Source organism: Flavobacterium sp. ST-158 (genome assembly GCF_058309975.1).
This window is the reverse complement of the sequence record NZ_JBZEEN010000017.1, coordinates 26,359-38,434: the sequence shown is the minus strand read 5'-3', so window position 1 is coordinate 38,434 and position 12,076 is coordinate 26,359. Positions and strand designations below refer to the sequence as shown.

At 30.1% G+C, this 12,076-nt stretch carries 11 protein-coding genes; all 11 read left to right on the top strand.

Going from position 1 to position 12,076, the window contains the following annotated elements:
• The first annotated feature begins 481 nt into the window (after positions 1-481).
• Positions 482-895 (top strand): response regulator, encoded by a 414-nt coding sequence (locus AC4FRF_RS17080; protein ID WP_491161442.1) that lies wholly within the window; start codon positions 482-484, stop codon positions 893-895.
• A gap of 400 nt (positions 896-1,295) precedes the next feature.
• Positions 1,296-3,593 (top strand): PAS domain S-box protein, encoded by a 2,298-nt coding sequence (locus AC4FRF_RS17075; RefSeq protein WP_491161440.1) that lies wholly within the window; start codon positions 1,296-1,298, stop codon positions 3,591-3,593.
• A 2-nt stretch (positions 3,594-3,595) separates the two neighbouring features.
• Entirely contained in the window at positions 3,596-4,729 is a 1,134-nt protein-coding gene (locus AC4FRF_RS17070; RefSeq protein WP_491161438.1) for an FIST signal transduction protein, read from the top strand.
• Positions 4,729-5,766, top strand: a complete 1,038-nt coding sequence (locus tag AC4FRF_RS17065) for a sensor histidine kinase (protein ID WP_491161436.1) — start codon at positions 4,729-4,731, stop codon at positions 5,764-5,766. Before AC4FRF_RS17070 ends, AC4FRF_RS17065 begins: the two co-directional genes overlap by 1 nt.
• Positions 5,753-6,070: an Hpt domain-containing protein gene (locus tag AC4FRF_RS17060; RefSeq protein WP_491161434.1), complete on the top strand. Its 318-nt coding sequence runs from the start codon at positions 5,753-5,755 to the stop codon at positions 6,068-6,070. Before AC4FRF_RS17065 ends, AC4FRF_RS17060 begins: the two co-directional genes overlap by 14 nt.
• A gap of 12 nt (positions 6,071-6,082) precedes the next feature.
• Positions 6,083-6,805, top strand: coding sequence for a LytR/AlgR family response regulator transcription factor (locus AC4FRF_RS17055; protein WP_491161432.1), 723 nt, complete (start codon positions 6,083-6,085; stop codon positions 6,803-6,805).
• Positions 6,806-7,074: 269 nt separating this feature from the next.
• Complete coding sequence (locus tag AC4FRF_RS17050; protein WP_491161431.1) at positions 7,075-8,433, top strand: UDP-glucose dehydrogenase family protein; 1,359 nt, start codon at positions 7,075-7,077, stop codon at positions 8,431-8,433.
• Positions 8,434-8,444: 11 nt separating this feature from the next.
• Entirely contained in the window at positions 8,445-9,383 is a 939-nt protein-coding gene (locus AC4FRF_RS17045) for a UDP-glucuronic acid decarboxylase family protein (protein ID WP_491161429.1), read from the top strand.
• A 31-nt stretch (positions 9,384-9,414) separates the two neighbouring features.
• Positions 9,415-9,801: a response regulator gene (locus AC4FRF_RS17040; protein WP_491161427.1), complete on the top strand. Its 387-nt coding sequence runs from the start codon at positions 9,415-9,417 to the stop codon at positions 9,799-9,801.
• Between the two features lie 41 nt (positions 9,802-9,842).
• The gene (locus AC4FRF_RS17035) at positions 9,843-11,030 is read left to right on the top strand and encodes a sugar transferase (RefSeq protein WP_491161425.1); all 1,188 of its coding nucleotides are present in this window, start codon (positions 9,843-9,845) and stop codon (positions 11,028-11,030) included.
• 16 nt (positions 11,031-11,046) lie between these two features.
• Complete coding sequence (locus AC4FRF_RS17030) at positions 11,047-11,781, top strand: TolC family protein (protein ID WP_491161423.1); 735 nt, start codon at positions 11,047-11,049, stop codon at positions 11,779-11,781.
• The last annotated feature ends 295 nt before the right edge of the window (positions 11,782-12,076 follow it).

Sequence of the window (12,076 nt, the reverse complement as noted above, 5' to 3'; positions counted from 1 at the left end):
AATTTTGCGGACTTGTTTCATAGGTTAAAATTAAGATTATTTCTTAACTTTCTGTGATGGCTAAGTTAGCATGTCCACAATGTGATTAATGCAAAACCAGACCTTAGGTTAAAATACCTTTTATCTTCTTCCACCTTACTTCAACATACACATAGCTAATTTAAAATCATAATTTTAACATACTTCCTAAAGAATTATATATTTTGGATAACAATGACCTGTTGAATTCATTTTTTGATGGGTTTAAATTTATAAAGATAAAGTTATTTCCAAATGCGACACAAACACACATTTGATACATTACCTATTTTTTTTAACAATTAAAAATCCTGTTACTAATTGTCGAAATATCAACATAAAAATCCATTCGTCTACACTTAAATACCTTTCAACGACACTTAATCCTTTTTAAACGAATATATTTATCGTTTTTTATGAAAAAAAGTAATTTTGACATTGAATTATATACACTATAGAAGAAATGAGCAGATCACTTAATATCTTACTAATCGAAGACGATGCAATTGAAGTAATGAAATTCAATAGAGTTGTTAGTACTCTTAAATTAAACCACAAAGTTATTGAGGCTAATAATGGAGAAGTAGCATTAGAGATATTAAAAGTAAAAGAGGTAATACCTGATATTATAGTTTTGGATTTAAACATGCCTAAAATCAATGGAATTGAATTCTTAGAGATTTTGAAAAATGATGATTACTTAAAGTACATTCCTGCCATTGTTTTAACCACTTCAAATAATCATACTGATGTGTTGCAATGTTACAAAATAGGAATTGCAGGGTATGTTTTAAAACCATTAAAGTATGATGATTACTTAGATAGAATTCAGAAAATGCTGGAGTATTGGAGTGTAAATGAATTGATTTCACAATAGTATGATATTAAAGTATATTCTGTATTTAACTATTTTTAAGTAAATAAAAAGGATTGAATTTGTTAGTAAAAAACAAATCTAAAAATTCTTTACAAGTAAATAAATCTTACTTAATTTTTTATATAAAGAAATTTCTCAAATAAAAACACTTTAGCAATCTAAAATCTAAATGTTTTTTATTAAATTTACTTTAGGTCATTTTTAGTAATACCATTAATTTTTCTTACAGATTATCTGTTAAGCTTTTAATTGCAAATAGTCATTAGGCTATATATATCCTCAAGTTTTTATTTGTGGATTGATTTTGAAAATACGGTAAATATATAGCCTCTATTTACTTTTATATTACTATACTTAAAATGAATATTTTCAAATAGGAATATTTAATTAGCTAAATAATATGGGTAAATTAGAATTTAAGTTTGGTGAGAAAAGTTTCAATAAACTTTTTCCTTTTTTTATTCTAATTGATTCATCTCTAGTTATAAAAGGCTTAGGGAAAAGTTTAGTAAAAATTTCTTCAACAATAAAGGTTTCTGATTATTTTGCCAATCACTTTACCATTTTGAAACCATTTATAGAAAACCCAAGTCGAGAGAACATAATTGAAAATCTGAATCAATTAATGGTTATAGAACTCAAGAATGAAGGAGTTGCTTTAAGAGGTCAATTTGAATTATTAGAAAACGAGTTGCTTTTTGTAGGCACTCCTTGGTTTGTTTCTATGGAGCAAGTAACTGAACGAAAGTTAGATATAAGTGACTTTGCTTTAAATGATCCGCTACTGGATTTACTTCATGTTTTAAATAACCAAGAAATTACCACTCAAGAATTAAATGAGTCATTAATTACAATAAATAATCAAAAAGAAAAATTAAAAAAAGACAAGGAAGAGTTAAATAGGCTCTCTCTTGTTGCAAGCACGAATGAAAATGGAGTGCTTTTTACAAAATCAGATGGAGAGATATTTTGGTGTAACGAGGCTTATTTAAGATTAACAGGTTACTCTAAAGAAGAAATTTTAGGAAAAACACCAATTGAAGTAGGAAGGTGTGAATTTACAGATAAAGAGAGCTTGAAAAAAATGGCTGACCTTTTTTTTAAAGGTGAACTATTTGATTTAGAACTTATTCATGGGCGAAAAGATGGAACTTATTTTTGGACAAAAACTAAAGGACAACCCATTTTGAACAGTAAAGGCGAAGTAACACAGTATTTTGCAATGATTGAAGATATTACAATCAAAAAACAATATGAAGAAAATTTAGAAAAAGAAAAAGAAAAATACAGTCGTATCATTGCTAATATGAATTTAGGTTTGATAGAAGTAGATAAGGATGAAAATATCATTTTTGCTAATAATAGTTTTTCTAAAATTAGTGGCTATTCTATAGAAGAATTAATAGGAAGAAATGCATCTCAATTATTAGTTTCCGAAACAGATAAACAAGAATTACAGACAAGGATTAAGAATAGAAAAAAAGGCATTTCAGACACCTATGAAATTAATATCCTAAATAAATATGGAGAAAAAAGACATTTACTAATAAGCGGTGCTCCAAATTTTGATGTAAATGGGGAAGTATTAGGCTCAATAGGAATTCATTTAGATATTACAGAACAAAAAAGACAAGAAGAACAATTATATTTATTGTCCTTAATAGCTGAGAAGAATATCAATGCGGTTATTGTAGCAGACAATAAAGGAAGAATAGAATGGGCAAATAGTAGCTTCGTAGAAATGTCGGGTTATTCGATAGAGGAAATTATAGGAAAAACACCTGGCTCTTTTTTACAAGGAACTGATACTGATCCTGAGACGATTGCTTATCTTAAAGATAGGATTAAACAGGGATTGCCTTTTAACTGTGAAATTGTTAATTATTCTAAATCAGGTCAAAAATATTGGGTAAGTATTCAAGGGCAAGCACTGTACAATAAAGACAATGAGATAGTGAAATTTTTTGCTGTAGAAGAGAATATTACCGATAAAAAAATATTAGAGAACCAACGGGAACAATTAGTTGAAAGTTTAGCAATTAGCAATAAAGAATTAGAAGATTATGCCCACATTGTTTCGCATGATTTAAAATCTCCCCTAAGAAGTATTCATTCTTTAGTTTCATGGATTAAGGAAGATAATGATAAGGAACTATCAGATCAAACCTTAAAATATTTTTCTATGATAGAAAATAAGGTGGAAAAAATGGATCATTTAATCGAAGGAATTTTAACTTATGCTAAAATTGATAAAATTAATGTTACTCAGGAGAAAGTAAATGTTGATGAAATTATTCAAAACATTATTAATATTATCCACATTCCTAAAAATGCTAAGGTCCAGATTAAAACTAAGTTGCCAATTGTAAAAGGAGATCGTTTTAGAATGCAGCAATTATTTCAAAATTTGATCAGTAATGCCCTAAATCATAATGATAAAGAAGAATCTCTTGTTGAAATTGATTGTAAGGATTCTGCAGAATATTTTATTTTTACAGTAAAAGATAATGGGCCAGGAATTCCAAAAGAAGACCAAGAAAAAATTTTTAATATTTTTCAATCCTTGGCTAATAATGATAAATCTACAGGTTTAGGCTTGTCTATAGTTAAGAAAATTATAGAAAGTTACCAAGGACAAATATGGGTTGAAAGTGAATTGAAACAAGGAACAACTTTTTTTATAAAATTAAATAAGTAGTAATGGAAATTGTACAAGCATTTATAGCCGAAGATAAAAAATGGAATTATCTTCAGGGAAAAAAAGTATTAAAAAACCCATTGGTATTGGTTTTTGGGAATAGGTATCTTTTAGAAAAAGAAGAAATAATTACCGAAATCAGAAAAGAGTTCCCTTATGAGCACCTTGTTTTTGGTTCCAGCTCAGGAGAAATAATGGGAGGAAATGTCAATGATAATTCAGTTACTATAACTGCAATTGATTTTGATAAAAGCAGTTTTATAGTTCAAACAGAAAATGTTTTAGAGCATAATAAAAATGCCAATGAGTTAGGAAAAGTCTTGTATGATAAAATACCTAAAGCAGGTTTAAAACATTTGTTTGTGCTTTCTGAAGGGAGTTTTGTAAATGGAAGTTCTTTAATTAAAGGTCTAGAAACTAAAATCGAAGATAGTATTTCCATAACCGGCGGAATGTGTGGCGATGATGCTCGATTTGAAAAAACAATTGCTTCTTATAAAGAAAACCCAAAAGAAGGAGAGGTTATCTTAATTGGTTTTTATGGGGAAACACTTGAGATTTCTTTTGCTAGTTTTGGCGGTTGGATTCCTTTTGGTCCCGAACGTGTTATTACCAAATCAGAGGGAAATATCCTTTATGAAATTGATGGGCAACCTGCATTGAATTTGTATAAAAACTATTTAGGTGAAAAAGCGAATGAATTACCTCAAGCTTCTTTGCTTTATCCTTTAAATGTAACCCCAGAAGGGAAAAATGAACCTGTAGTGAGAACTATTCTGGGTATAGATAATGACAATCAATCCATGATTTTAGCAGGGGATGTGCCTATGGGCTCTTTTGTCCAATTAATGATGGCATCCGTTGACGGAATTGCTGATGGAGCCTTAAAAGCGGCTGAGATTGCTATGAAAGACAGAAAAGCATTGCCTCAAGTAGCTATTTTGGTTAGTTGTATTGGAAGAAAATTAGTAATGAATCAGAGAGTTGAAGAGGAGATTGAACAGGTACAGGAAATTATAGGTAATGATGTCGCTGTTACTGGATTTTATTCCTACGGCGAAATGGCTCCTTTTAATGGAGAAACGTCTTGTGAACTCCACAACCAAACAATGACTTTAACGTTAATAAGCGAATAATGAATTCACTTTTAAAAAGACAATTAGCAAAGTACTTAAAAGAAGGAGAAACAAATATGGATGTTTTTTTGAACGCCATTGACGATTCTTATCTTAATTATGAGAATCAAATTGCGTTGTTGCAAAGAGCAATGAAAATTAGTTCTGACGAACTTTTTGCAGCCAATAAAAAATTGAGAGAAGAAGCGTCAAGTTTGAAAGAAGTCAATAAAAACTTGGCCGACATTTTAGATTCAATGAATTTAGATGCTGTGAAACTCTCTGAAGAGAAAGATTTTAATCCTGTTGATTATTTAAAAAAACAAGCCTTAGAAATTGTTACCATCAACAAGCAGCGAGAAGAATTATTACAAAACTTAGAGTTACAAAATCAAGAGTTAAATGAGTATGCCCATGTTGTTTCTCATGATTTAAAAGCACCGCTTCGCAATATTGACACTCTGATTAATTGGGTCATTGAGGATAATAAACATCTTATAGGTGAAGGAACATTAAATTCATTAAACTTGGTACTTTTTAATGTGGAAAGAATGGATTTACTCATCAAGGGTATTTTAGATTATTCTACGATTGGAAAAGTGGAATCAGAAGATAGAATAGTTGATTTTAACTATTTAATTGATGAAGTAAAACGAGTTGTTTTTATACCCGAAAATACTCAAGTAAACGTTGTTACTGATATGCCTAAAGTTTACGGCAATAGTTCTAGATTTAAACAAGTTTTTCAAAATTTAATTCAAAATGCTATTAATCATAATGATAAAGAAAAGGGTGTAATTGAAGTAGGCGCTGTTGAAAATGAAAATGAATTTGAGTTTTATATAAAAGACAATGGAAAAGGAATTGCAAAAGCCTATCATGACAAAATTTTTAAAGTATTCACTAAACTAGAGAATAATGATAATTCATCGGGGATAGGATTGTCAATAGTAAAGAAAATAATTGATTTTTATAAAGGCAAAATTTGGTTGGAAAGTCAGAAAACAATAGGAACTACGTTTTATTTTACAATACCTAAAAACAATGGAAGAAGTTAGTTTAAGTTATATCAATGAATTATCGGGAGATAATGTTGAATTTAAAAACAAAATTATTGCCATTATTAAAGAAGAACTTCCAGAAGAAATCGAAGTTTATGAATCTTATAAGGCGAGTGATAATTTTTTGCAAATGGCGCAATCAGTTCATAAATTAAAACATAAAATATCTATACTAGGTTTAGAAAAAAGTTACTATATTGCTGAAGAATACGAATTAAATTTAAAGAATAATTCTACAGAAACACAGCCTGATTTTGAACTAATTTTAAAAAAAATACAGGATTTTGTAGCTCTTTTATAATATTATATACTTATGAATTGTATTATTATAGACGATGAAGCAATGGCAAGAGCAATCATTGCTCAATTCATCAATACTCATACTGATTTAGTAATTAGTAGCGAATTCTCTAATGCAATGCAAGCCATAAAATATTTAAACCAAAATCAGGTAGATTTGATTTTTCTGGATATTCACATGCCCGATTTTACTGGTTTTGATTTTATTCAAACCATTAAAAACCCTCCTAAAGTAATCCTGGTAACTTCGGATAAAAATTTTGCTATAGAAGCTTTTGAATATGAATGTATCGTTGATTATTTAGTAAAACCTATTACCAAAGAGCGTTTTGAAAAAGCAATTCAAAAAGCGGCATCTTCTCAAATAGGTTCTTCTACGTCTTCTTCTTTACCAAAAGAAATAAAAGCAATTAACGAAGATAATGCCAATGAATTCTATGTTAACATTGATAGAAGGTTAATTAAAATAGAATTTAACTTAGTTAATATAGTTGAAGCTAAAGGAGATTATATTCATATAAAAACTGAGAGTAAAAACTATATTGTACATTCTACTCTTAAAAAAATTGAAGATAAACTACCTCAAGATCTATTTTTAAAAGTGCATCGTTCCTTTATTATTAATACTAAAAAAATAATCGATATCGAGGATAACAGTGTTTTGATAGGAAAAGATGTAATCCCAGTAAGCCGTTCTAATAGACCCGAGTTGATGAAACGATTAAATTTATTATAGTATTAGACACTGTCCAAAAAAGTGTGTAAATTGAAAAAATCAAGGCTTCGTTTTTTATAATCGGAGCCTTTTTTCAAATATAAGAGTAGATTAGTTTAAAACAATTCCCCATTCCTTTAACTATTTATCGGTTATTATTTAGTTGTTTTTAGAAAAATACTTTTAATCAATACTAATATTTCATTCAACTATACTAAACTTCCATCCATCGAAATTTAATAAAATCAGGATTCATATCCCCGTAAGTTTGCTTCATAAAATTATATATTATGAAAATAACAATTATAGGAAGCGGATATGTTGGGCTTGTAACTGGAGCCTGTTTTTCAGAAGTAGGCATCGATGTCCAATGTGTAGATGTTAATCAAATTAAGATTGATAATTTAAAAAAAGGAATTATCCCAATCTATGAACCTGGTCTAGAAAAAATGATTATCAGAAACATGGAAAAAGGACGATTACAATTTACAACCAACTTATCAGACGCTCTCAAAGGTTCTGATATTGTTTTTATCTCTGTAGGAACTCCGCCAGATGAAGATGGAAGCGCTGATTTGAAGTATGTGTTACAAGTGGCTAGTGACTGTGGAAAACACATGAATGATTACACACTAATCGTAACTAAAAGCACTGTTCCTGTAGGTACTTCAAAAAAAGTAAAAAAAGCTATTGAGGAAGAATTGGCTAAAAGAAAAGTAAATATTTCGTTTGATGTAGCCTCAAATCCTGAATTTCTAAAAGAAGGTGCAGCTATTGATGATTTTTTGAAACCCGATAGAATTGTTGTGGGAACTGAAAGTTCAAGAGCAAAAGAGTTACTTAGCAATTTATATAAACCATTTACACTTAATGGTCATCCTATAGTATTTATGGATATTGTGTCTGCCGAAATGACAAAATATGCAGCAAATGCTATGCTTGCAACTAAAATTAGCTTTATAAACGACATCGCCAATCTTTGTGAAATTGTTGGAGCCGACATCAATAATGTTAGAAAAGGAATAGGCTCTGATGCTCGAATTGGTAATAAATTCATCTACCCTGGTATTGGATATGGCGGCTCATGTTTTCCAAAAGATGTTCAGGCTTTAATAAAAACAGCAAAAGAAAATGACTATGATTTGCAAGTTTTAAAAGCTGTAGAAGCTGTAAATCAGAATCAAAAATCGATATTATTTAATAAGATATTAAATTATTACAATGGTGATTTAAAAGGAAAAACTGTCGCTGTCTGGGGGCTGTCTTTTAAACCGCAAACAGATGACATGCGAGAAGCACCATCATTAGAAATAATCAGTAAACTTCTTAAAGCAGGAGCGAATGTAAAAACATATGATCCTATTGCCATAAAAGAAGCAAAACATTATTTCGGAAATACCATATTGTATTATAATGATCAATATGAAGCATTGATTGATGCCGATTGCTTAGCAGTATTAACTGAATGGCCTGAATTCAAAATTCCAAACTTTAACATCATCAACAAGTTACTAAACACAGCAACCATTTTTGACGGCAGAAATATTTATGATGCCACAGAAATGAAGAAAAATGGTTTTGATTATTTCTGTATAGGTGTTAATACAACAAAAGCAGTTTTAAAAATAGATCTAAACTCCGCTTGTTAAAATAAAGAGCCATGATACGAAAAAAAATTCTTGTAACAGGTGGTGCTGGTTTTGTTGGATCACATTTATGTGAAAAATTACTGAATAAAGGCAATGAAGTCTATTGTCTGGATAATTTCTTTACTGGTCAAAAGCAAAATATAATTCATTTACTTGATAAACCTTATTTTGAACTAATACGCCATGATGTGATAATCCCCTATCTAATTGAGGTTGATGAAATATACAATTTAGCTTGCCCGGCTTCTCCAATTCATTATCAGTACAATCCCATCAAAACCATGAAAACATCTGTAATGGGAGCCATCAATATGTTGGGACTGGCCAAAAGAGTTAACGCTAAAATCCTGCAAGCTTCTACTAGTGAAGTGTACGGAAATCCGCTGATACACCCACAACCTGAAAGCTATTGGGGAAATGTAAATCCTATTGGAGAACGCTCCTGCTATGATGAGGGAAAACGCGCCGCTGAGACTTTATTCAGTGATTACCACAAACAAAACAATGTTAAGATTAAAATTGTTAGAATCTTTAACACTTATGGACCAAGAATGCACCCTAATGATGGTAGAGTAGTTTCTAATTTTATTGTTCAGGCATTAAAAAATCAAGATATAACCGTATATGGTGAGGGACAGCAAACCAGAAGCTTTCAATATGTGGATGATTTAGTTGATGGTTTAATTAAAATGATGGATACAGCCGATAGTTTTACAGGACCTGTAAATATTGGAAATCCTCATGAGTTTACCATCCTTGAACTTGCTAAAAAAGTTATACAACTTACAGGATCAAAATCAAAAATTATTTACAATCCATTGCCATCAGATGATCCTATGATGCGAAAACCCGAAATTTCTATTGCAAAAAAGGAACTTAACTGGTCTCCATCAATATCTCTTGATGAAGGTTTAGAAAAAACTATAGCTTTTTTTACATCTATCCTTTAATTTAAAAAAACAATCTTAATAAAATAAAATTATGAAGAAAAAAATTTTAGTAGTAGATGACGAACGCACTACTTGCGTGTTACTGGAAAATTTTTTGTCTCCAGAATACGATATTATCACCAAAAACTCAGGAATTGAAGCATTAATCTGGCTTGAAAATAATTTGCCCGACTTAATAATCAGCGATATTCAAATGGCTAATATGAATGGCTTTGAATTCTTGAAAGAAGTTAGATTAATGGGATTTACCAAACACACACCAGTAATATTACTTTCTGGAAAAAAAGAAAGTAAAGAACGTATTAAAGGTTATCAATTAGGAGCTCAGGATTACCTAACGAAACCATTTAACCCAGAAGAACTAAAGGAAATTACAAGAAAAAATTTGTTTCCAATTCACTACGCCAGTACTTGGTAACCAATTTAAATACTTGATTTATAAAACTCATATTTATAGCCATGACTATACTTTACGTAGGAAAATCGAATGAAATTCTTAAACAATATGCTTCAGAAAAAAACTGCAGTATAATTGCTGCTCGAAATAGTATTGAGTGCATACAGTTACTGAAAAGCAAAAACAATATTGATGCTATAGTATGTGCTTATAACTTACCCGGAAACACAGGATTGTACTTATTTGATACTCTTAAAAAAAAATCAATCTTAAAAAGCATTCCTTTTATATTGGTTTCTGAGGAGTACAGCAATTCACTTTTCGCAGAAGCTTTTTCAAAAGGTGTTAACGATTACTTTGTTGCTTCTAGTACAGCAGTTTCGCAAATAATTGAAAGAGCTAAATCATTACACAAATTAAAAAAGTTAAACAAAACAATTTCCGATAATTTAGTTCCTGAAGAAGTTTACAAACTACCAATCTCAAAAAGAATTTTTGACATAGTTTTTGCCTCTTCAGTTTTGATTTGCATAGCGCCTTTGATGCTATTAATTATGCTGGCAATACGACTTGAATCTAAAGGAAAAGTATATTACATTTCTAAACGAGTAGGCAAAAAAACATTCGATTTTTATAAACTAAGATCAATGCGTTCTGGCTCCGATTTACTAATAAAAAAATTAGCGCAGGAAAATAATCAGTACAACAAAACTAATACAATAACGGCAATTGACTTTGATACTCCCTGCCCAAAATGCAGTAAATTATCAGAAGGAGCAGTATGCTCTCCACTACTACATATTGATACTAAAGAAATATGTGACTATTGGTACAATACCCAAAAAGATGAAATCGAAAAGACAAATTCAACTTTTATAAAAATTGTAAATGATCCCAGAATAACCAAAATTGGAAAATTCATTAGAAATACAAGTATCGATGAACTGCCACAATTAATCAATGTAATTAAAGGTGATATGTCCATAGTTGGGAACCGGCCGCTTCCGGTTTATGAAGCAGAATTATTAACAAAAGATACACTGTCAAAAAGATTTTTAGCCCCAGCAGGAATTACAGGTTTATGGCAAGTTGAATTAAGAGGAAGAGGTGGAGCAATGTCCGAAGAAGAACGAATGCGCCTTGACAATGAATATGCCGACCATTTTACGGCTAATAATTATTCCTTTTGGTACGACATCAAAATAATTTTAAGAACTTTTCCTGGCTTAATTCAAAAAAGTACGGTTTAATTTAAAAACAAAAACAATGAAAACTATTTTCAAAACAACAATTATTCTGTATGTATTATTCTTTCAAATTGCTGAATTAAAAGCACAAACCACTACTGAAAGTGAATCTAAATCTTCAAATACAAAGTTATTAATTCCGAGTCTTAATATGCTGATAGACTCTGCTCTTGTAAATAATGGAATGGTAAATTACAGAAAACTGGAGATTGATTCCAAAGATTGTAATTTAAAAAGTAAACGACAATATTGGACAAGAAACTTTGGACTACAAGCAGGCAGTGGATATGGAACATTCAATAATCTTTCTTCAATCAGCGGTGATAATTCGAGTGTAAACTTAGCTAGTAATACACAACAATTAAACTATAATGTTGGACTTTACCTAAAAATTCCTGTTTTTGATATCATCAATCGAAAATCACAAATTAAGCAGGCAAAATCTGAACTCGAACAAGCTAAAAGTTTAGCAAAATCTCAAGAAGACGAATTAAAACAAATTGTGATACGTAATTATCAAGATTTACTGCTCAAGCAAAACTTACTCGAATTAAAAGCATCAAACTTAGGAAATGCAAGAGTAAATATGGAAATGGTAGAAAAAGAGTTTAGAAATGGTTTAATAGCAATTTCTGAATATGTGAGAATCTCAGATATGACCTCCAGAATTGCAGCTGAATTTGAACAATCTAAATCTGAATTTCTGACTTCAAAAATGATATTAGAAAATATAACAGGGGTTGAAATTAATTAAAATCAGCAACAGTTTGAACACTATGCTTGTTAATTCATCCCTCATTATATAAAAATATTTTCTACTAATTAAGCTTTCTTAATTTAGCGACACCTCTACCCTATACCACTTTAGTTTTAATCAAATGCGAAAATAATTTTTATTTATTAAGAACAAATCATTCGCTGGATACCTCCTAAATCCAGGGTAAGAATGTTTGTTCTCCATTCTTTAGCGCTTAAACAATATTAAGCATCCATTCAACGACAGATAGCTTCGGCCTACCGAATATAAACAATTTTACTTCTTAATAGTA